Source organism: Streptomyces sp. PCS3-D2 (genome assembly GCF_000612545.2).
GTDB lineage: Bacteria > Actinomycetota > Actinomycetes > Streptomycetales > Streptomycetaceae > Streptomyces.
Genome location: NZ_CP097800.1, coordinates 2,377,158 through 2,398,193 on the forward strand (window position 1 = coordinate 2,377,158; position 21,036 = coordinate 2,398,193).

At 71.8% G+C, this 21,036-nt stretch carries 16 protein-coding genes; 9 read left to right on the top strand and 7 right to left on the bottom strand.

Annotated elements, in window-relative coordinates:
• Positions 1–36 precede the first annotated feature (36 nt).
• Both AW27_RS09670 and AW27_RS09675 read left to right on the top strand, forming a co-directional pair.
• Positions 37–1,239, top strand: coding sequence for an MFS transporter (locus tag AW27_RS09670; RefSeq protein ID WP_052031253.1), 1,203 nt, complete (start codon positions 37–39; stop codon positions 1,237–1,239).
• Positions 1,240–1,273: 34 nt separating this feature from the next.
• Positions 1,274–1,996, top strand: coding sequence for a CDP-alcohol phosphatidyltransferase family protein (locus tag AW27_RS09675; protein ID WP_037928656.1), 723 nt, complete (start codon positions 1,274–1,276; stop codon positions 1,994–1,996).
• On the opposite strand, the gene AW27_RS09680 is transcribed toward AW27_RS09675, so the two are convergent.
• Complete coding sequence (locus AW27_RS09680) at positions 1,977–2,465, bottom strand: FAD synthase family protein (RefSeq protein ID WP_037928653.1); 489 nt, start codon at positions 2,463–2,465, stop codon at positions 1,977–1,979. The genes AW27_RS09675 and AW27_RS09680 overlap by 20 nt on opposite strands.
• A gap of 166 nt (positions 2,466–2,631) precedes the next feature.
• Here AW27_RS09680 and AW27_RS09685 point away from each other — a divergent pair, with 166 nt between their 5' ends.
• From AW27_RS09685 to AW27_RS09695, 3 genes are read left to right on the top strand one after another with little or no spacing between them, the layout of a single operon-like run.
• Positions 2,632–3,843 (top strand): glycosyltransferase family 4 protein, encoded by a 1,212-nt coding sequence (locus AW27_RS09685; RefSeq protein WP_052031252.1) that lies wholly within the window; start codon positions 2,632–2,634, stop codon positions 3,841–3,843.
• Entirely contained in the window at positions 3,840–5,594 is a 1,755-nt protein-coding gene (locus AW27_RS09690) for an LPS biosynthesis protein (protein WP_037928049.1), read from the top strand. Before AW27_RS09685 ends, AW27_RS09690 begins: the two co-directional genes overlap by 4 nt.
• Positions 5,591–6,817, top strand: a complete 1,227-nt coding sequence (locus tag AW27_RS09695) for an MATE family efflux transporter (protein ID WP_037928047.1) — start codon at positions 5,591–5,593, stop codon at positions 6,815–6,817. Before AW27_RS09690 ends, AW27_RS09695 begins: the two co-directional genes overlap by 4 nt.
• 134 nt (positions 6,818–6,951) lie before the next feature.
• Here AW27_RS09695 and AW27_RS09700 read toward each other — a convergent pair whose 3' ends face one another.
• On the bottom strand, positions 6,952–8,475 hold the full coding sequence (locus AW27_RS09700) for a hypothetical protein (protein WP_078557012.1): 1,524 nt from the start codon (positions 8,473–8,475) through the stop codon (positions 6,952–6,954).
• A gap of 97 nt (positions 8,476–8,572) precedes the next feature.
• Between AW27_RS09700 and AW27_RS09705 the strand changes: the two genes are divergently transcribed.
• Positions 8,573–9,112: a WcaF family extracellular polysaccharide biosynthesis acetyltransferase gene (locus AW27_RS09705; protein ID WP_037928045.1), complete on the top strand. Its 540-nt coding sequence runs from the start codon at positions 8,573–8,575 to the stop codon at positions 9,110–9,112.
• Positions 9,109–10,236, top strand: a complete 1,128-nt coding sequence (locus tag AW27_RS09710; RefSeq protein WP_037928044.1) for a glycosyltransferase — start codon at positions 9,109–9,111, stop codon at positions 10,234–10,236. Before AW27_RS09705 ends, AW27_RS09710 begins: the two co-directional genes overlap by 4 nt.
• A 15-nt stretch (positions 10,237–10,251) precedes the next feature.
• On the opposite strand, the gene AW27_RS09715 is transcribed toward AW27_RS09710, so the two are convergent.
• The 4 genes from AW27_RS09715 to gmd all read right to left on the bottom strand — a co-directional run bounded on the left by AW27_RS09715 (position 10,252) and on the right by gmd (position 15,442).
• A complete protein-coding gene (locus AW27_RS09715; RefSeq protein WP_031148400.1) occupies positions 10,252–10,467 on the bottom strand; it encodes a DUF6458 family protein in 216 nt (71 codons plus the stop codon).
• A 118-nt stretch (positions 10,468–10,585) separates the two neighbouring features.
• Positions 10,586–11,260 carry a hypothetical protein gene (locus AW27_RS09720; protein WP_037928041.1) on the bottom strand — a complete coding sequence of 225 codons (675 nt, stop codon included), beginning with the start codon at positions 11,258–11,260 and terminating at the stop codon, positions 10,586–10,588.
• Positions 11,261–11,405: 145 nt separating this feature from the next.
• A complete protein-coding gene (locus tag AW27_RS09725) occupies positions 11,406–14,183 on the bottom strand; it encodes a CBM96 family carbohydrate-binding protein (RefSeq protein WP_052031251.1) in 2,778 nt (925 codons plus the stop codon).
• A 245-nt stretch (positions 14,184–14,428) separates the two neighbouring features.
• Positions 14,429–15,442, bottom strand: coding sequence for a GDP-mannose 4,6-dehydratase (gmd, locus tag AW27_RS09730; RefSeq protein ID WP_037928039.1), 1,014 nt, complete (start codon positions 15,440–15,442; stop codon positions 14,429–14,431).
• Between the two features lie 302 nt (positions 15,443–15,744).
• Here gmd and AW27_RS09735 point away from each other — a divergent pair, with 302 nt between their 5' ends.
• Entirely contained in the window at positions 15,745–16,689 is a 945-nt protein-coding gene (locus AW27_RS09735; protein ID WP_037928038.1) for a GDP-L-fucose synthase family protein, read from the top strand.
• A 22-nt stretch (positions 16,690–16,711) separates the two neighbouring features.
• Here the strand turns inward: AW27_RS09735 and AW27_RS09740 are convergent, their stop codons facing one another.
• Positions 16,712–18,187 (bottom strand): sugar transferase, encoded by a 1,476-nt coding sequence (locus AW27_RS09740; RefSeq protein ID WP_078557010.1) that lies wholly within the window; start codon positions 18,185–18,187, stop codon positions 16,712–16,714.
• A gap of 393 nt (positions 18,188–18,580) precedes the next feature.
• Between AW27_RS09740 and AW27_RS09745 the strand changes: the two genes are divergently transcribed.
• On the top strand, positions 18,581–20,848 hold the full coding sequence (locus tag AW27_RS09745) for a M4 family metallopeptidase (protein WP_037928034.1): 2,268 nt from the start codon (positions 18,581–18,583) through the stop codon (positions 20,846–20,848).
• Positions 20,849–21,036: the final 188 nt, after the last annotated feature.

Genomic DNA, 21,036 nt, shown 5'->3' on the forward strand with positions numbered 1-21,036 from the left:
TTGACGAATGATTCGCCAGCGAAATAATCTGCGGGCATGACCACGCCGATACGGCGGCTGCTCGCGGGCCGCACCTTCGCCGCCTTCGCCTCCGCCCTCGTCCCCACCACCCTCACACTGGCCCTGCTGCGGGCCGGCTCGTCGGGGGACCTGGGCCTCGTGCTCGCCAGCGAGCTGCTGCCCATGCTGCTCCTGCTACCCGTGGCCGGAGTGGCCGCCGACCGGTTCCCCGCCCGGCGGGTGGTACTCGTCGCCGACCTGGTCCGGGCGGGTGCCCAACTGGCCACGGGAGCGCTGCTCCTGACCGGACTCCACGGCCGGATCCCGCAGCTCGCCGCGCTCGCCGCCCTGACCGGGGCCGCGGTGGCCTTCGGCACGCCCGCCGTGCGCACGCTCGTCGCGGCCGCGGTGCCCGCGGACGGGCGCCTGCGCGTCAACACCCGGCTCGGGGTGGCCACCGGACTGGCGAACGTCGCGGCCCCCGCAGCCGCCGGCTCGCTGGCACTGACCGTCGGCGGCGGCTGGGCCTCACTGCTCACCGCGGCGCTCTTCGCCCTCTCCGCACTCACCCTCGGCGGCCTGCGCACCGCCCCGGTCCCGCGGACCGCACCGCGCCCCGCCTTCGGCGCCGAACTGCGCGCGGGCTGGGCCGAGACCCGGCGCCACCCGTGGTTCCTCGCCAACGTACTGGCCCACGGGGTCTGGCACCTGGCGGCCGGTCTGCTCCTGACCCTCGGCCCGGTGATCGCCGTGGAGAGCCTGGGCGGCGAGGGCTCCTGGGTGGTCATCGCCCAGACCGGCACGGTCGGCATGCTCGCCGGTGTCTGGACGGCCGGGCGGCTGCCGCTGCACCGGCCGCTGTTCGGGGTGGCCGTCGGGGCCGCGGCCCAGGCGCTTCCGCTCACCGCCTTCGCGCTGCGCCTGCCGCTCCCGGTGACCGCGGCCGCGTTCTTCTGCGCCATGTTCGGGCTGGGGGTGCTCAGCCCTCTGTGGGAGACGGAGATGCAGCGGCGCATCCCGCTGGAGACCCTGGGCCGGGTCGGATCCTTCGACACCCTCATCTCCTTCGCCGCGCGCCCCCTGGGACTGGCGGTGGCCGCCCCGCTGGCCGCCGGGGTCGGGGTCACCGCCCCCTTGCTGGCCGCGGCCGCCCTCAGTGCCGCCGCCAACCTGTCCGTACTGCTTCTTCCGGACGTCCGCAGACATCCGGAACCGACCCGCTCATCTGTGCTGCGATGATGTGTTCGACATCGTCGCTGAGGGGAGCCCCTGCATGGGCAGAGTCGGGACCGCGCTGCGAGAACTGCGCGGGGCGCAGAAATCCGCGAAGGGGGTGTCGCTCTACTCGCGGTTCGTCAACCGGCCCGTCGGGCGCTACCTGGCCGCCGGTTCGTACGCGCTCGGGCTCACCCCGAACCAGGTGACGCTGGTCAGCGCCGCCTTCAGCTTCGCCGCGGTGGCCGCGGTCGCGCTGGCCGGACCCTCCTGGGCGCTCGGGATCGCGGTATGGGCCGCACTCGCGGTCGGCTTCGCCTTCGACTCGGCCGACGGACAGCTGGCCCGGCTGCGGGGCGGCGGCAGCGCGGCCGGCGAGTGGCTGGACCACGTCGTGGACGCGGCGAAGCTCACGGCGCTGCACGCGTGCGTGCTGATCGCCTTCTACCGCTTCCCCGGGCAGTACGGAACGGCGGCCGACGGCTGGCTGCTGGTGCCGCTCGGCTTCCAGTTCGCCGCCGTCGTCACCTTCTTCGGCGGACTGCTGACCGAGAAGCTCAAGGCGAAGCCGGCCCCGGGAAGCCCCGCCGCCGCACCGTCGACGCTGCGCGCGGTGGCACTGCTGCCCGTGGACTACGGGGTGTTCTGCCTGGTGTTCCTGCTGCTCGGCGGCGGAAGGCTGTTCGCCTGGGCATACGCGGGACTGGGCGCGGTCGCCGCGCTGTTCCTGCTGGCCTTCCTCGCCAAGTGGTTCCGGGAGCTCAGCGCCGTTCGCCGGTGACCTGCCCCGGCACGGTGGCCGGTTCCGCGAGCGCGTCCAGCGCCCGGCGCAGCTGGGTGCTGGAGGTGTGGACGGTGTAGGGGAAGTAGACGACGTCGACCCCGTGGGCGGCGAAGTCCCGCTCCAGCTTGTCGCCCTTGGGAGTGCCCCGCCAGTCGTCCCCCTTGAAGATCACGTCGAAGCGGACCTGCTTCCAGGTCTCCACCTTGTCCGGGACCGTCTCGACGAAGGCGGCGTCGACGTACTTGACGCTGCGCACGATCTCCAGGCGCTCCACGAGCGGGATCATCGGGCGGCGCCCCTTGGCGAGTTCGGCCATCTCGTCGGAGACCACTCCGGCGACCAGGTAGTCGCACTGACTCCGGGCGTGCCGAAGGATATTCAGATGCCCGATGTGGAACAGATCGTAGGCACCCGGCGCATATCCGACTCGATACGGTCGGCGCGCAGGCGCTCCAATGTCGGACATGTACCGCTCCGTCATCTCTTCATCCCCAGCGGCCGCACCCCCCGGTGCGGCGGATTAGCAGACAATAGCGTGCGCGTTCGGCATCATGCGGGTGAACGAATAGGGTGACGTGCGCATCATCCAGGGGAAGAGGGGACGCACGGTGTCCAGATCCGGTCAGCGGCGCATGCTGCTGGTTTCCACCAATTACGCTCCGGAGCACGCGGGTATCGGCCCGTACGCCACCCAGATCGCGGAGCACTGGGCGGATCTCGGCCACGAGACACACGTCCTCGCCGGCATGCCGCACTATCCCGCGTGGTCGCTCGAACCGGAGTACAAGGGGGCGTTCCAGCGCACGGAACAGCGCGCGGGAGTCACCGTGCACCGGCGTGCGCACACGGTTCCGCCCCGGCAGACCGCCGTGAAGCGGGCCCTGTTCGAAGGATCGATTCTGCTGCACGGCGCGGTGGCCCCACCCCGGATGCCCAGGCCGGACGCGGTACTCGCCCAGATGCCCAGCCTGGCCGGCGGAGTGCTCGCCGCCCGGCTCGCGGCGCGCTGGAAGGCCCCCTACGTCCCCGTGGTCCAGGACCTCATGGGAGCCGCCGCCGCGCAGAGCGGGATCAGCGGCGGCGACAAGGCCGCTGCGCTCGCCGGCCGCGCCGAGGCGTACGCCCTCAAGCGGGCCACCCTCGTCGGCGTCATCCACGAGACCTTCGTGGAGCGGGTCGTCGGCATGGGCGTGGACCCCGGCCGGATCCGCCTCGTCCCCAACTGGTCGCACGTGCCCAAGCCCACCAGGCCGCGCGGCGAGACCCGCCGCCACCTCGGCTGGGGCCCCGGCGAGACCGTCGTCCTGCACTCCGGGAACATGGGCCTCAAGCAGGGGCTCGAAGTCCTCGTGGGGGCCGCCCGACTGGATCCGAAGGTCCGTTTCGTCCTGATGGGGGACGGTAGTCAGCGCTCCGCGCTCGCGGACCTCTCCGCGGATGTGCCGAATCTGGACATCATCCCCCCTGCCGCTGACGGCGAGTTCCCGGATATCCTCGCGGCGGCGGACGTTCTCGCGGTCACACAGCACGCCGCCGTGCTGGACATGAGTGTCCCGTCGAAGCTCACCTCCTACTTCCAGACCGGCCGGCCCGTCGTCGCCTCCGTGGCGGCGGAGGGCGGGACCGCCCAGGAGGTGGAGCGCTCCGGCGCAGGGGTGCTCGTACCGCCGGAGGACCCGGAGGCCCTGCTGAAGGCCGTACGGGCCCTGGCGGAGGACCCCGAGGCCGCGGACGCACTGGGGGCGGCCGGACCGCGCCACGTCGCGGCGCACCTGAGCCGTGAAGCGGGGCTGGCCCGCATCGACGCACTGATGGACGAAGCACTTGGGGGATCCCGGCCGTGATCGAGACGAACCGCCCGGCAGCGGCACCGGCCGACGACGAACCCGACCTCCTCAGGGACCAGTTCCGGCAGCTCCTGCGCTACCGCAGGCTGATCGCGGGGGGCATCGCCGTCGGCCTGCTGGGCGGCGTCTATCTCGGCATATCCACCGCCGACACCTACGTCGCCACCGCTGACGTCGTGCTGCGCGCGCCGACCGACGACCCGTTCAACCCGAGCCTCGCCCCCGACAAGGCGATCAACGTCGGCTCCGAGCGCCAGGTCGCGCTCAGCTCTTCCACCGCCAACGAGGCGGCGAAGAAGCTCGGTGTGTCCGCGAAGGACTTCGCCGCCCTGCGCGCCGGCCTCCAGGTGACCAACCCCCCGCAGACCATGGTGCTGCGCTTCACGTACACCGCGGACTCCGCCAAGGAAGCCGCCAAGCGCGCCAACGCGATGGCCGACGCCTACCTGCTGAAGCGGCTGGAGTCCCTCGACGCCACGCGCGACAAGATGGTCAAGGGCTACAAGGACCAGCGCGACCCCGTCGCCAAGAACCTCGACGAGCTCTCCAAGGAGATCGCCCGGATGCCCGCCGGCTCCGGGCGCGACGCCGCGAGCTCCTCCAAGACCGACCTGCAGAGCGAGGTAGGCGGCTACAACAGCAAGATCACCAAGCTTGAGGCCCTGGACATGACTCCGGGCCGGGTCACCAGCGCCGCAACCCCGCCGACCGCGACCGACGGCCCCGGCATCGTCATGTCCCTCGCACTCGGCGCGGCCGTCGGCCTCGCGCTCGGCCTGCTGGCCGCCTGGGTCCGGCTGGTCTTCGACCCGGCACCCCGCTCCGAGGGCGACGTGGCCCGTGCCCTGCGCGCGCCCGTCCTGGGCTACCTGCCGCGTGACCGTACGGGCGGCGGGCCGCTGCTCGCCGCCGGTGAGGCCGACCCCCGGCTCGCCGAGGAGTACCGCTCGGTGGCCTTCCGGCTCGCCTACGACGCCCGCTTCGCCGACCGGCGCCGGCTCCTGGTCGTCGCGCCGCGCGGCAGCAGCGAGACGGCGGCCGCGGTGGCCGTGAACCTCGCCGCCTCCTTCGCGGAGACCGGCAAGGACGTCCTGCTGATCGAGGCCGACCTGCGCACGCCGGTCCTGGCCAGCCAGCTGCCGACCGACGCCGGCGGCCGGCCGCGCTGGAGCCAGGGCCAGGGCGGCACCCCCGCGGCCGGGCGGCACGCCGACTCCGAGTGGCCCGACGGCCGCCAGCTCATCGTGGACGCCGGCGAGTCCGGCTCCTTCGACCTGATCCCCGGCGACCGGGCCCGCAACGTCCCGCGCGCGCTCACCTCCGCCCGGGCCACGCAGCTGATCTCCGAGGCCGACGCGCCCAACTCCACCGTCGTCGTGCTCGCACCGCCCGTGCTCTCGTACGCCGACGCGCTCGCCCTCGTCGACCGCGTCGACGGCGTCCTGGTGGTCACCGACCCGCGCGCCATCCACCGCACCGACCTCATCCGGATCCGCGAACTCATCAGCGGGGCCGGCGGCACGGTCCTCGGCGCGGTGCTGCACGCACCGCTGCCCGGCGAGAAGCGCGGGAAGGACAAGGGCAAGGGCGGCCCGGCAACCGCCGGACCGGTGTCCCCCGCGAAGCCGGGGAACGGCGCGCCGCAGCCCCAGCCGATCCCGTACGAGGTGGCGCAGGCCGAGCAGCACATCCCCGGTGACGGCACCGACACCGTGGCGCTGCGCACCGTCCGCATGGGCCGCAGGTGAGCCGACGCGGCCTCGCCGCCGTCGCCTCGGTCCTGGACCAGGCGGCCTCCAGCGCCACCAACATCCTGGTGCTGGTGCTGGCCGCACGGCTGTCGTCGGCATCCGCCTTCGCCGACTTCTCGATGGTCTACGTGGCCTTCAGCGTGCTCCTCGGGCTGAACATGGCCTACGTCGGGCAGAGCCTGGTGCTGGAGAAGGGCGACGGGCTCGGCGCGGCCTGCCGGTCGGCCACCGGCTTCACCGGGGCCGCGTCGGCCGCCGCGGGCGTCCTGCTCGCCATGACGGGCTTCGCGCTGCCCGGCGCCACCGGCCGGGCCTTCCTCGCACTGGGCCTCGTCCTGCCGCTGGTACTGCTCCAGGACGGGCTGCGCTACTGCTTCTCCGCGCTGCGCGCCCCCGAACGGGCACTGGCCGCGGACGGGCTGCGGCTGGTGTGCGTGGTCGCGGCGCTGGCCGTGCAGCCCGAAGGCGCCTCGGCGGGGCGGCTGGTGCTGGTGTGGGGCCTCTCGGCACTGCCCGCGCTGGCGGTCGGCCTGTGGCTGCTGCGACCCCATGTGCGCGGCTCCCGCGCGGACCTGCGGCCGTACCTGCGGCGGGGCCACCTCGGGCAGCGCTTCGTGGTCGAGTTCGCGGTGGGCAACGGCTCCAGCCAGCTCGCCGTGCTGGGCCTGGGCGTCTTCGCGACGCCCCTGGCCGTCGGCGCGCTGCGGGGTGCGACCACCCTGTTCGGTCCACTGAACGTGCTGTTCAACTCGGCCAACGCGTTCGGGCCGCCAGTGCTGGGGCGGCTCGGCGGCAAGCGCGCCACGGTCCGGGCCACGGCCGCGCTGGGCCTGGTACTGGCCGCGATCGGCGCGGGCTGGGCCACCGCCCTGTACCTGCTGCCGGACCGGCTGGGCCGGGAACTCCTGGGCGACACCTGGGCGGCGGCGTCCGCGCTGCTGCCGGCCACGGGGGCGCAGTACGCGGTGATGGGCCTCGGCACGTGTGCGCTGCTGACCCTGCGGGTCCTCGCGCCGAAGGCCACGCTCTCCCTCCAGGTGGTCTTCTCGCTGCTGTCCGTGGGACTGCTGCTGGGCGGGTACGCGGTGGCGGGCGCGGCGGGCGCCGCGTGGGGCCTGGCGGCCGGCTCGGCCCTCAAGGCCCTGGCCGCCTGGTGGCGGGTGGCCCGCCTGCCCGTCGACGCCCCGGCGGCGCGACCCGTTCGGTCCGCCGCGGCCTGACCTCCGCGCGGAGCCCCTCCCTCCCGCCCCGTGCCCTTCCCGGGCTCCGCCCGGACTCCCGGCCCCACGGCCCCGACAGCGGGGCGACGGCCGGGCACGGACGCATCCCGGGTCCGGCGGATCCGGTGGCTGCGTCAGCGCAGGGTGGTGGACTTGTCCGTGCGGTAGGTCGCGACCAGCGCGAGGCAGAGGGCCGCGATCGCGACGCGTCCCGACGCCTGGAGCAGCGGTCCGCGCAGCAGGATGAAGGAGTAGCCCGCGACCAGCGGGACGACCACCGAGATCAGGCTGCCCGGCGGCGACTTCCGGGTGGCGCGTTTCGCGTAACGCCGGTCGACGCGGGCGGCGGCATAGCCCATGCCCAGCAGCCCGGCCCCCATCCCCAGCGGCCCGAAGTCGATCCACAGCTCCGCCCAGATCGGGGAGGAGAGGTTGGTGTTGACCGTGCCCATCCACTGGCCGACCATCACGCCCGTGTCGCGCGGCTTGCTCTCCCAGACCGAACGGGGCACGGCGAAGAAGATCGACCCGGCCAGCTGGCGGCCGTAGAAGTGACCGGGACCCGACTCCGAGAAGGTGATGGTGTTGGCGAACATGCCGATCTGGTCGTAGTCCTTGAGCGCCATCGGCTCCAGGAAGGACGTCGTCTCGACCGGCCGGTAGTTCTTCTCGTCGTACCGGAAGCGGTCCGCGAACGGGAAGATCAGGAGGGCGACGATCACCGCCATCGACAGCGCCACCCGGTACATCGCCGCGCTCACCGGGAAGACGGTGAACAGCAGCGCGAACATGACCGTCAGGAACCAGTACCGCGGGTTCGAGATGGGATTGTTGACGATCAGGTTGAGACCGGCGAGCGCCGCCCACGTGACGATGATCGACACCTTGCGGCGGGCGAACCTGGAGGTGATCAGCCAGCGTGTGTAGAGCAGCAGCGAGAGCAGGGCCGGCACCGTGCCGAAACCGCGCAGCAGCGCCTGGCCGGCCTGGCCGTCGCCGTTGGAGACGCCCGCCTCCTCGATGCCGGCGATGATCTCCTGGCGGCTGGAGAAGAAGACCGCCGGGCCGCCCAGCTTCATGATGAAGGCGGCGCTGCACAGGAAGGACAGGATCGTCAGGAGTTGGAGGCGGCGCCGGTGCGCCATGACGGGCCTCGACTCCTTCTGGGAGCCGCCCGCGCGCCCGGCGGGCCGGTGGCGGGCCAGCAACACGCCGACGTCGAAGGCCGTGCAGCCGAGCAGCACCAGCCCGATGGCGAGGGTCAGGTCCGAGCGCGGGCCGACGACCGGCGTCGGGACCTGGCCGAGCACGGCCTGCGCGAGCGGGGCCACGCCCATGGCCATGTAGACGAAGAGCCAGAAGGAACCCTGGAGCAGCTTGCGCCGGCTGGTGAGCACCATCGCGGAGAGCCGTGCGCCCGCGTACATGGTGAGCAGCAGCTGCAGCCAGAAGGCCGCGTCGCGGACGCCGGCACCGGTCTGGGCGGCGACGAACAGCGGCAGGAAGACGGTGAAACCGAGGGCGAGTGGGACGGACAGGGCCCGGGAGAGCAGGGTGCGCGGAAGCGTCTCGCGGCCCCAGATGCTCTCGTCCTCGAAGGGGGACGGGACGGCCGGTTCGGCGGGAGCCGCCGGGGGCTTGCGTATGTCCGTCGTCACTGCCCGCCCCCACCCGATGTGCCTGGTCCGCGCGCAGTCTAGTCTGAGCGGGCCGCGCCCGGGGAGGCCGCGGCCGAGTGCACGATGGGGGCTTGTGTTGCGTGACCTTCCTTCCTTCACGCTGGCCGGGTACGACAAGGGGCGCGGGCTGCTGACGCAGGCCCTCTGGTTCGCCGTGATGAACACGGTCTTCATGGCCTGGTTCTGTCCGGCGCGGCTGCGGGTGGCGCTGTTGCGGGCCTTCGGGGCGCGGATCGGCGAGGGGGTGCTGATCCGGCACAAGGTCCGCGTGCTGTGGCCCTGGAAGCTCACCGTCGGGGACCACGCCTGGATCGGCGAGGGGGTCTGGGTGCTCAACCTGGAGCCGGTGACCATCGGTTCGCACGTGTGCCTCTCGCAGGAGGCGATGCTGTGCACCGGCTCGCACGACCACCGGGCCGCCGACTTCCGCTACCGCAACGCGCCGATCACCGTCGAGGACGGCGCCTGGGTGGCGGTGCGGGCGACCGTGCTGGCCGGGGTGACCGTAGGCCGGTGTGCCGTCGCGGGCGCCGGGGCCGTCGTGCACAAGGACCTGCCGGAACTGACCCTGCAGACCCAGGACGGGCGGCGCCGCCCGGTGGAGGAGCCCAAGTGAGTGCCGCGACGAGAATCCTGCACGCCGTCACCCTGCACTCCCCCTCGCACGCCTTCGGCGGGCCCGTGCGGGTCGCGCTGAACCTGTCGAAGGGGCTGCGGGCCCGCGGCCACGAGGCGCGGCTGCTCGCGCTGGGCGACGGATTCGACGCATGGCCCACCGCCGTGGAGGGCGTGCCCGCGAAGCTGTTTCCGGCCCGTCGGCTGCTCCCCCTCGGCTTCAGCGGGATGACCTCGCCGGCACTGCTGGCCTCGGCCGGGCGTCTGGTGCGCGACGCCGACGTGGTGCACGTCCATCTGGCGCGCGACCTGGTGACCCTGCCGGTGGCGCTGGCGGCGCTGCGCGCGGGCAAGCCGCTGGTCCTCCAGACGCACGGGATGGTGGACCCGAGCGACAAGCTCCTGGCGAAGGTGCTGGACGCGCTGGCGGTACGCCGGCTGCTGCGCGGCGCGGACGCGGTGCTGTACCTGACCCCGCACGAGCGGGAGGGCCTGGACGCGGTGGTCGGCGCGCCGCTGGCGAACACGGTCCGGCTGGTCAACGGGACTCCGGCGCAGGCGGAGCGGCCCGCGCCGCAGGGCCCGCCGCGGATCCTGTACTCCGCGCGCCTGCAGGCCCGCAAGCGCCCCGTGGACTTCGTGGACGCCGCCCCGGCCGTGCTCGCGGCCCACCCGGACGCGCACTTCGTGGTCGCGGGTCCGGACGAGGGCGAGCTGGCGGCCGTGCGGGCCCGGATCGGGGTGCTGGGCCTGACGGACCGGTTCACGGTGCCCGGGGCGCTGTCCGGCGAGCAGGTGCTCGCGGAGCTGCGCCGGGCCCACGTCTACGTCCTGCCCTCGGTGGACGAGCCGTTCCCCATGTCCGTCCTGGAGGCCCTCGCGGTGGGCGTCCCCTCGGTGGTGACGCACTCCAACGGGCTGGCGCGGGACATCGCCGGGTCGGGGGCGGGCCGCGCGGTCGATCCCGGTCCGGCGGGTGTGGCCGCGGCGGTCCTGGAGCTGCTGGACCCGCGGGCGGGCCGCGAGGCCTCGCTGGCGGCCCGTGAGCTGGCCACCGGCTCCTTCTCCATGGACGCCGTCGTCGACACGCTGCTGCCGGTGTACGAGGCCGCGCTGCGCCGATGAGGCGGGGCCGCCGGGTCAGATGACGTCCCGGCGGTGTTCCTCCACCACCGGAATCGCACCGGCGGTCCGGCGCCGCTTGTAGATGCTGGTGTAGACGGCGAGGCCGATCCCGCCCACCGCCATCATGATCAGACCGACCAGGTCGAGGTTGACGCTCTCCATCTCCCAGTCGCTGGCGAAGGTGAGGATGGCGCCCACCACGATCAGGCCTATGCATCCGCCGATGCCCATGGGTCCCTCTTCCGGTGTGGTGACTGTGACCGCGCGGGTACCCGGGTACCGGACGCGAAAACGCCTCTCGGGACCGGAAGTACCGGTCCCGAGAGGCGTTGTCGCGACTGCGGTGGTGTTATGCGGGGATCCAGGCGTAGCAGCCGGAGGAGTTGAACTCCGCGGTACCCGCGGGGATCGTGGCCGTGATCTTGTCACCGGCCTTGGGCGGGGTCTCGGGGCCCGAGGCGAGCACCGAGCCGTCCTTGCCCTTGGCCTCCCAGGTGCAGTTCGTGGCCTGGGTCAGCGCGCGGTAGCCGCCCGCCGCGGGAGAGGTGCGGGGCCCTTCGGGGAAGCCCTTCTCCGCAGCGGCGAGGATCGGCTTCTGGTCCGGGCACAGGTGCGTGATCGCGTCCTTGGCGCCCGGGATCTCGCCCGTGATGACGGCGCCGGTGGCCGCGTCCTTGTCGCGCTTGGCCGTGCGCGCCACCCGCTGACAGGCCTCCTGGCCGGTCTGCAGGACGGCCGCCGGGTCCATCTTCTCCGGGACGCGCCCGCTCAGGTACTTCTTCTCCTCCGCCGTGAAGCTGCCCGTCTTCGGGGTGAGCTTGGCGTCGGGGAGGACCGGACCGGTCGGCTTCGCGTCGGGCGCGGGCGCCGACGGGGCCGGGGCGTCCGCCGGGTCGGGGGCCGCCGACGAGGCCGGGGGCTTCGCCTTCACCTGGGCGTCGGAGTCGTCCCCGCCCGAACTGCAGGCGGACAGCGTCAGTGCGGCGGCGAGCAGGACAGCGGCCGCTGCGGAGCGTCGGTACATCGGGTGGCTCCCGTACTCAAGGGGGTGTTCGGTGGATCAGGGCCGGCCGCTTTCCCGCGTCCACCCGCGCGGGGTGTACGCAGGAATGCGGGGCCCGGCCACGCAGCCGGGCCCCGCATTCCGTCAGGCGCTTGCCTCGGTGGTGCTACTGCGCGCCGAAGGTGAGGACCAGCTGCGGAGCGCCCTCAGCGGCCGTGGACTCCGAGGACCAGATCCACAGCGGGTCGCTGCCGTTGCTCGTCAGGCCCAGGCTGTAGCTGCTGCCCAGCACCGCGGTGAGCGCGGTGGTGTCCAGCTCGACGTTGTGCACCGCCGAGCCGTCGGCCACGCCCGCGAGGGTGCCGAGCGGGGTGGCGCCGAGGGTCGGCTTGGTGTTGAACGTCGTGCTCGCGCCGCTCCAGTTGCCGGTGACCGGGAGCACCGAGATGGTGTCGGCGGTTCCCGCACCCGTCTGGGTGTTGGTCTTGAACTGCAGCGAGGCGGCCTTCAGGACCTGGCCGGCCGGGGCGGCCGGCAGGTCGAAACGCATGTACGTCTGGTACAGCGAGCCGCTGCCGCGGACGGCGAGCGAGGTGGCCGTGCCGTAGGCGGTGCTCGGGGCGCCCTGGTTGATGTAGGTGTCCTCGGTCGCCTTGACCGTGGAGACCGTGTCGGTGGGGGCCTTGGCCAGGTCGAAGTGGTTCTTGACCTGCGCCTGGGTGAGCGTCGTCGGGTACACGGCGGTCTCGTCGAGCTGACCGGCGAAGAAGTTGCTCGTCGGGCGGGTCGGCCAGCCTGAGAGGTTGTCGCCGCCCGCGTGCCAGTAACCGGCGTAGGTGCCGTTGCTGGTGGCGTTCAGCGAGCCCTTGTTCTGGCCGTCGACGTACAGCGTGATGCCGCTGGGGCCCTGGGTGCCGACCACGTGGTGCCACTTGTTGTCGTTGTAGGTGTCGAACAGGCCGGTGGAGACCGTCCGGGTCGAGCCGTTGTAGACGCCGAACACCAGGCGACCGGTGTTCGTCATGTAGATGTGGCGGTCGTTGGAGCCGCTGTTGCGCGTGGTGTTGTTGCCGAAGCCGATCAGCTTGCCGCCGCGCGTGGTGCTGGTCTTGAACCACGTCTCGATGGTGAAGGTGTTGCCCACCGACTGGCGGCGGTCGCTGTGCACCTGCTGGCTGCTCCCGTTGAAGCCCATCGCCGTGCTGCCGGGGACGGCGCCGGGCGACTGCTGCAGGGCGGGGGCGTTGACCTGGATGCCGCTGCGGTTGCCGGACACCGAGGTGTCGGCGACGTAGGGGCTGACCTTGTCGTCGTAACGCCAGTACAGCTCGGCGCCGTCGGTGCGGACCTGGTTCGGGTAGGACTGGACCGAGGTCGGGACGGTCACCTTGGTGGTGGCCGACAGGGCGCTGGTGTTCCCGGCGCCGTCGGTCGCGGTCACCCGGTAGGTGTACGACTGGCCGGCCTTGACCGTGGTGTCGTTCCAGGAGGCCTGCGGGCGCTCCCACTCCAGCGAGCTGGCGGTGACGGTGGCGGCCGGGGTGGACGAGCCGTTGCGGTAGATGCGGTAGGTCAGCTTGCTGTCGTCCGCGTCGTAGCTGGTGCGCCAGCGGACCTGGACCTCACCGGGCTTGACGCTGGAGGCGCTGGCCACCGGGGTGGTCGGGGCGCCGACGTCGCCGGTGGAGGCGAAGCGGGTCAGACCCTGCTGGGCCTTGCCGTTGATGAGGGTGAACTCACCGCCGACCCACATGTACTTCACGTCGTTCTTCTCGGCCACCGCCATGACGCGCGGACCGATGCCCTCGCCGAGGCCGTCGTTGGCCGTGGGGTGCCAGCCGAGCTTGCCCGGGCCCCGCACGAAGCCGTCCACGGGCGCGGGGGCGGCACCTTCGTGGTTGGTCGGCTGGGCCAGCAGGAAGTGGCGCTTGCCGTCGGGGTACTCCAGCTCGGTGGAGCAGTCGTGCGCGTGCGAGGAGCTGTACAGGACGCCCTGGTACGGCAGGACGAACTGGGTGGCGCCCAGGCAGCGGTCCCGCCACTTCTCGGTGAAGTCGCTCAGGCGCAGGCCGATGCGGCCGTCGAAGACGCCGCCGCCGGAGCCCTCGTTGCCCGTGTAGAAGCCGGTGTCGTCGGTGGCGATGTCCTTGACGACGGAGTTCGACGGGATGTTGCTGTAGGTCTTCTTCACGGCGCCGGACATGGCGTCGACAACGGCCAGCGCGTGGCTGTTGGAGTTGTTGATCGTGAAGAAGTCGCCGCCGAGCAGCACGTTCTTGCCGTCGGGGGTGACCTCGATCGCCCGGCCCGGCTCGTCGGCGTCGGCCTTGAAGGGCTTGAGCGCTCCGGAGGAGGCGTCCACGGCGGCGAACCGCTGGCGGTCCTGGCCCTCGACGGTGTTGAAGTCGCCGGCCACGTACAGGGTGTCGTCGGTGACCGCGAGACCGCGCACGGTGGCGGGGAAGCCCGGGTGGAAGGCCGCCTTGGGGGTGCAGCTCGCGATGTCGATCGCCGCGACGCTGGAGACCGGGGTGCCGTTGACGGCGCCGAAGTAGCCGCCCGCGTAGAGGGTCTTCTTGTCCTTCGAGACGACCAGCGTGCGCACCGTCGCGGTGCCTTCGCCGATGGTGAAGGCCAGCTTGCAGGAGGTCGGGTTGCCCGTCGCGGCGTCGAGCGCGACGAAGTTCACGGCCTCCCGCTCGGCACCCGCGACGCCCTCGGGCGGGCGGACGGCGGAGAAGGTGCCGCCGGCGAAGACGGTCCCCTCGGCCTGGGCCATCGCCCAGACGATGCCGTCCGGCTGCCAGGTCGGCAGCTCGTCGGCGGTGAATGCCACCGGCGCCGTGATGGCGGACGCCTGGGGCATCAGCACCAGGCCTATCCCGGTTCCCGCACCGGCCAGTGACAGTACGAGGGCGGCAGTCAGCCCTCTGGATCTACGCATGAGCCCCCCAGGGCAATCGCCCGGTTTGATGGCTGGAACTATCCGAACAGCCATATGTATCTGGCGCAGACTAGGGCTCACGCGAGGGCCTGGTCACCTCCCTTGACCCATTGCATACCAACTTGGAATCAAAGGTTCAGCATGGAGGGTGCACTAGGGACATACGGCACGTATGCCCCGGTCACGCTGGCGCAGAACCGCCTGCATGACCGGAACACGGCAAATCGTAGGGGAAATATAAGCCCTCAGCGATCGATACGGACCGTCACACCCGCGAGTTGGTCCTCGACTTGGCGGATGTCGGCGTCGACCATGATCTGCGCCAATTCGGCCACCAGGACCGACGGCTTCCAGCCGAGCAGGTCATGGGCCTTCGACGCGTCGCCGATGAGGGCGTCGACCTCGCTGGGACGCTCGTACTTGGCGTCGTACCGCACGTGCTCGGTCCAGTCGAGACCGGCGTGCGAGAAGGACGACTCGACGAACTCGCGGACCGTCGCGGCCACTCCGGTGGCGACGACGTAGTCGGTGGGCTCGTCCTGCTGGAGCATCCGCCACATGGCGTCCACGTACTCGGGGGCGTAGCCCCAGTCACGGACCGCGTCGAGGTTGCCGAGGTAGAGGTGGTCCTGCAGGCCGGCCTTGATGCGGGCGACCGCACGGGTGATCTTGCGGGTCACGAAGGTCTCGCCGCGGCGCGGGGACTCGTGGTTGAAGAGGATCCCGTTGACGGCGAACATGTCGTACGCCTCGCGGTAGTTCACCGTGGTCCAGTACGCGAAGACCTTCGCGGCGCCGTACGGGCTGCGCGGGTGGAACGGGGTCCCCTCGTTCTGCGGCGGCGGGGTGGACCCGAACATCTCGGAGGACGAGGCCTGGTAGATCCGGGTGTCGACACCGCTGGCCCGGATGGCCTCCAGCAGGCGCAGCGCCCCCAGACCGGTCACGTCGCCCGTGTAGAGCGGGGCGTCGAAGGAGACGCGGACGTGGGACTGCGCTCCGAGGTTGTAGACCTCGTCGGGGCGTATGTCGCGGAGCAGGTTCACCAGGGCGACGCCGTCGGAGAGGTCCGCGTGGTGCAGGACGAAGGACCGGTTGGCCGTCTGCGGGTCCTGGTAGATGTGGTCGACCCGCTCCGTGTTGAAGCTGGAGGACCGCCGCACGAGACCGTGCACCGTGTAGCCCTTGGAGAGCAGGAGCTCGGCGAGGTACGAGCCGTCCTGTCCGGTGACTCCGGTGATCAGTGCGGTCTTGCCCATGGGGTCCCCTTGCTGGTGGTTGCTGTGTGTCGTGATGAGGCATCGCCTCGGTGCGGGTGTGGAGCGGGCCCTGCGGGGCGTCGCGCCGAGCGGTCGGGCCGCGGCCGGGCGGCTGGATGCGTACCGTACACGGCGGTCGGTGAGCGCCCCCTGCGGGGCATCCGCCGTCTCGTGGTCCTGACGCCGGCCGGCACCCTCCCGGTTCCGGTGCCGGCCGCGCCGGCCGGGCCCGAACCGGCGGCGCGGTCCCGGGCCGTGGACCACTGCGGCCCCGGCGGGAGCGGACTGGCATCATCGGCGGTATGACAAGTTCGCTGCCGCTCCTGCCCCCGAACGCCCGCGTCTTCGTCGCGGGCCACCGCGGCCTCGTGGGGTCCGCGGTCGCCCGCCGGCTCACCGCGGACGGCCACGAGGTGCTCACCCGCGGCCGTGCCGACCTCGACCTGCGCGATGCCGCCGCCACCGGGGCGTACCTGAAGGACGTCCGCCCGGACGCCGTCGTGCTGGCCGCCGCCAAGGTCGGCGGGATCATGGCCAACAGCACGTACCCGGTGCAGTTCCTCGAGGAGAACCTGCAGATCCAGCTCAGTGTGATCGGCGGCGCCCACGCCGCCGGCGTGGGCCGGCTGCTGTTCCTCGGATCGTCCTGCATCTACCCGAAGATGGCGCCGCAGCCGATCCGCGAGGACGCCCTGTTGACCGGCCCGCTGGAGCCGACCAACGAGGCCTACGCGCTCGCGAAGATCGCCGGCATCGTGCAGGTCCAGTCGTACCGCAAGCAGTACGGGGCCTCGTACATCTCGGCCATGCCGACGAACCTCTACGGGCCGGGCGACAACTTCGACCTGGAGACCTCGCACGTCCTGCCCGCCCTCGTCCGGCGCTTCCACGAAGCCGCCGCGGAAGGCCGCGAGGAGGTCACCCTGTGGGGCTCCGGTACTCCGCGGCGGGAGTTCCTGCACGTGGACGACCTGGCCGCGGCCTGCGTCGTCCTGCTGGAGCGCTACGACGGCGACGAGCCCGTCAACATCGGCTGCGGTGAGGACCTCACCATCCGCGAGCTGGCGGAGACGGTCGCCGAGGTGACCGGCTTCCGGGGCCGGCTCGCCTGGGACACCTCCAAGCCGGACGGGACGCCGCGCAAGCTGCTGGACGTCGGCCGCCTGACCTCGCTCGGTTGGAAGCCCGGCATCCCGCTCCGGGACGGGATCGCCGCCACCTACACGTGGTGGCGCGAGCAGAGCTGATCGCACGGGCGGCCTCGGCCCCTCAGTAGGCTCCGCGACCGTCGACGACGGCGCGGAGCGTACGGCCCATCACGTCGACGTCACTGGTGAAGGACCAGTTGTCGACGTACTGCAGGTCCAGCTGGATCGTCTCGTCCCAGGACAGGTCGGACCTGCCGCTGATCTGCCACAGTCCGGTCATCCCGGGCCGCACGGTCAGCCGGCGCAGCTCGACCTCGTCGTACTGGGCCACCTCCTCCGGCAGCGGCGGGCGCGGGCCGACCAACGACATGTCGCCGACGAGCACGTTGACGAGCTGCGGCAGCTCGTCCAGGGACGTGCGGCGCAGGAGCCGGCCCACCCGGGTGACCCGGGGATCGCGGCGCATCTTGAACATCAGGCCGTCGTTCTCGTTGGCCCCGGCCAGCTCGGCCTTGCGCGCGTCGGCGTCCACCACCATCGTGCGGAACTTCCACATGACGAAGGGGACCCCGTCGCGGCCGATGCGTCGCTGGCGGTAGAAGGCCGGACCGCGCGAGCCGAAGCGGATCGCGAGGACGATCCCGAGGAGGAACGGCGAGAGCAGCAGCAGGCCGGCCGCGGCGCCCACCCGGTCCAGGACCGATTTGAGCAGGGTCTGCACACCGCGGCTGACCGGCGGCGCGACCCGCAGCACGGCGAGTCCGCCCGCGGAGAGGGTCTCCAGCCGCTTGACAGAGACCTCCACCAGGCCGGGGAAGACGGCGAGCTCCAGGCCTGCGTCGTGCAGGGCCCAGGCGACGCGGCGCAGCCGCTCCCCCGTGATCCGCACGCCGGGAGCCACCAGCACCAGGTCGGCGTGGTGGCTGAGGACCGCGCCGAGGACGGCCTCGGAGTCGACACCGGGCGCCTCGGGCGCGTCGGCGTCGAGCCGTGCCACCACGGGGACCCCGCTGGCTATCGGCCCGGTGCCGACCGGGACGACGCCGACGACGACGTACGGGTGGTCGGTGCGGGCGGCGAGGTGCGCGATGACGTCCTCGGCCGCGTCGGGTTCTCCTATCACCAGCACGCGGCTCACGGCCTGGGCCTCGCGGCGGGCGGCCGAGAGGTGGCGGTAGGTCAGCTTGTGGCAGGCGACGGTGATCAGCAGGGCGGGCAGCAGGGCCCCGAGGGCGGACAGCCGGGGCGTGTCCTCCTCGGTCACCACGCGCGCCACGGCCAGGATGCCGATCAGAATCAGCCAGTCGTGGAGAACGGGGAGCACCCCGCGGGACTCCCCGAGCGCCCGGGTCGCGTACCGGCGGCGCAGTGCCTGTATCCCGGTCCACGCCACGGCGGCGGCCAGGGCGCAGTAGACGGGCCGCACCTGCTGGGCCGCGTCGAAGACGAGCCCCACCGGGACGGCTGCGCCGAAGAAGTCGGCGGCTATCGCGGCCGGACGGTACCAACGGGCCTTGTCCCCGAGGCGCCGCACGGGCACCAGGGGCTCATGGGCCGCCCTGGCCACTCTTTGCGCAGGAAAATGGACATGCCTCATGGGCCCCCCTGGCACGTGGTCTATGACAGTGGCAAGTGTCCATGGCTTCCCCTGGCGATGAACATCTGCCGCACCGGCAAACAGTACGACAAACACCCGTACGGTAAACGCCGTTTCGGTCAACCCGGCCTCTTGTTGCGCAAGTGTTAGCAAGCGGTAGCTGGTCTTCCGCATTCTGGACACCGCACGAACGCCGCACCTTGCACACGAAGGTGAAGGGTTCGGATACCGGATACGTATCTTCGAACAACGGACCGTTTCCGGCCAACCTTTTGACGCGGCCCTGACATCCATCGCGCCAAGTGGCAATCTTCGAGCGTTCATCGCACCGCACCTGCTCTGCCCGGCGGCCCACCCAGCCGTCCGGAACCCCCCTTGCAGAAGGAGTCTGCGTTGAGGTCCACCCCCCAGAGGCGTGCCACCGCGGCGGGCGCGCTCGTTGCCGCGGCAGCCCTGCTCGCCGTAGGTATACAGACCGGAACCGCCACCGCCGACGCCACCGCGTCACCGGCACCCAAGGCCGCTCAGTCCAATCCGGGCGCGGCCAACCGCGTACTCAGCGCATCGGAGCGTGCGACGCTCCTCGCCGAGGCCAACTCGACCACCGTGCAGGCCGCCAAGGCGCTCGGCCTCGGCGGTGGCGAGAAGCTCGTCGTCCGCGACGTCGTCCAGGATGCGGACGGCACGACGCACACCACGTACGAGCGGACCTACGACGGCCTGCCCGTACTCGGCGGCGACCTCACGGTCCACGCCAAGGACGGCGTCACCAAGAGTGTGACCAGGGCGACCAACCACGAGATCAAGGTCGCGACCACCGAGGCCTCGGTCACCACGGCCGCCGCCGAGAAGCAGGCGGTCTCGGCCGCCAACACCGAGGGTTCGAGGGAGGCCAAGCCCGCCAAGGGCGCCCGCAAGGTGATCTGGGCGGCCGAAGGCGCCCCGAGGCTCGCCTTCGAGACGGTCGTCGGCGGCCTCCAGCACGACGGCACCCCCAACGAGCTGCACGTGGTGACCGACGCCAGGACCGGCGCCAAGATCACCGAGTGGCAGGCCATCGAGACCGGCACCGGCAACACGATGTACAGCGGCCAGGTGACCCTCGGCACCACGCAGTCGGGCAGCACCTGGAACCTGACCGACGCCGCGCGCGGCAACCACAAGACCTACAACCTCAACCGCGGCTCCTCCGGCACCGGCACGCTCTTCTCCGGTCCGGACGACGTCTGGGGCAACGGCCAGCCGTCCAACCTGGAGACGGCCGCCGCCGACGCGCACTACGGCGCGGCGGTCACGTGGGACTACTACAAGAACGTGCACGGCCGCAACGGCCTGCGCAACGACGGCGTGGCACCGTACAGCCGGGTCCACTACGGCAACAGCTACGTGAACGCCTTCTGGAGCGACTCCTGCTTCTGCATGACGTACGGCGACGGCGAGGGCAACAACAAGCCCCTCACCTCCACCGACGTGGCGGCGCACGAGATGACCCACGGCCTGACCTCGGTCACCGGCAACATGACCTACAGCGGTGAGCCCGGCGGCCTCAACGAGGCCACCTCCGACATCTTCGCGGCGGCGGTCGAGTTCTACGCCAACAACCCGCAGGACGTCGGCGACTACCTGGTCGGCGAGAAGATCGACATCCGCGGCAACGGCACCCCGCTGCGCTACATGGACAAGCCCAGCAAGGACGGCTCGTCCAAGGACTCCTGGTACTCGGGCATCGGCTCGATCGACGTCCACTACTCCTCGGGCCCGGCCAACCACTGGTACTACCTGGCCTCCGAGGGCTCCGGCGCCAAGGTCGTCAACGGCGTGAGCTACGACTCGCCGACCTCCGACGGCCTGCCCGTCACGGCGATCGGCCGCGACGCCGCCTCGAAGATCTGGTTCCGCGCGCTGACCACCGGTCTGTTCAAGTCGAACACCAACTACGCGGCCGCCCGCACGGCGACCCTGCAGGCGGCGGCCGACCTGTACGGCGCCGGCTCGACCACCTACAACAACGCGGCGAACGCCTGGGCCGCCATCAACGTCGGCCCGCGCATCGTGAGCGGCGTCTCGGTGACCCCGATCCCCAACCAGAACACCCAGGTCAACACCGCTGTCAGCCTGCAGGTCCAGGCCACCAGCACCAACCCGGGTGCGCTGAGCTACGCGGCGACCGGCCTGCCGGCCGGCCTGTCGATCAACTCGTCCACCGGCCTGATCTCCGGTACGGCCACCACCGCGGGCACGTCCAACGTGACCGTCACCGTGACCGACTCGCAGAGCAAGACCGGCACGGCGTCCTTCACCTGGACCGTGGGCACCGGCCAGCAGAACGTCTTCGAGAACACGAACGACTACCAGATCACGGACAACGCCACGGTCGAGTCCCCGATCCTGGTGACCCGCACGGGCAACGCCCCGAGCAACCTCAAGGTGGACGTGAACATCGTCCACACCTACGTCGGTGACCTGATCGTCGACCTGGTCGCCCCCGACGGCAGCGTCTACAACCTGCGCAACCGCAGCGGCGGCAGCGCGGACAACATCGTCCAGACCTTCACCGTGAACGCCTCCTCCGAGGTCGCGAACGGCACCTGGAAGCTCCGGGTCAGGGACGCCGCCTGGCTGGACACCGGCTACATCAACAGCTGGAAGCTCACCTTCTGACCCCTTGAGGGCAGCGTGAGCCGCGGCTGAACCAACAGAGGGACACGGGGCCGCCCGGGAGAAGACCTCCCCGGGCGGCCCTGTCACGTCGGGCCCCCGGAGGCTTGCTCCGGGCACGGGCGCGGTACCGGGGGGCGGCCGGACGAGGTCCGGCCACCCCGACCCGGGACCGGCCCGCCGCCCGCCCG

Coding starts and splice junctions, on each gene's coding strand:
- AW27_RS09670 (WP_052031253.1), top strand. CDS start 37: ATGACCACGCCGATACGGCGGCTGCTCGCGGGCCGCACCTTCGCCGCC.
- AW27_RS09675 (WP_037928656.1), top strand. CDS start 1,274: ATGGGCAGAGTCGGGACCGCGCTGCGAGAACTGCGCGGGGCGCAGAAA.
- AW27_RS09680 (WP_037928653.1), bottom strand. CDS start 2,465: ATGTCCGACATTGGAGCGCCTGCGCGCCGACCGTATCGAGTCGGATAT.
- AW27_RS09685 (WP_052031252.1), top strand. CDS start 2,632: ATGCTGCTGGTTTCCACCAATTACGCTCCGGAGCACGCGGGTATCGGC.
- AW27_RS09715 (WP_031148400.1), bottom strand. CDS start 10,467: ATGGGCATCGGCGGATGCATAGGCCTGATCGTGGTGGGCGCCATCCTC.
- AW27_RS09720 (WP_037928041.1), bottom strand. CDS start 11,260: ATGTACCGACGCTCCGCAGCGGCCGCTGTCCTGCTCGCCGCCGCACTG.
- AW27_RS09725 (WP_052031251.1), bottom strand. CDS start 14,183: ATGCGTAGATCCAGAGGGCTGACTGCCGCCCTCGTACTGTCACTGGCC.
- gmd (WP_037928039.1), bottom strand. CDS start 15,442: ATGGGCAAGACCGCACTGATCACCGGAGTCACCGGACAGGACGGCTCG.
- AW27_RS09735 (WP_037928038.1), top strand. CDS start 15,745: ATGACAAGTTCGCTGCCGCTCCTGCCCCCGAACGCCCGCGTCTTCGTC.
- AW27_RS09740 (WP_078557010.1), bottom strand. CDS start 18,187: ATGAGGCATGTCCATTTTCCTGCGCAAAGAGTGGCCAGGGCGGCCCAT.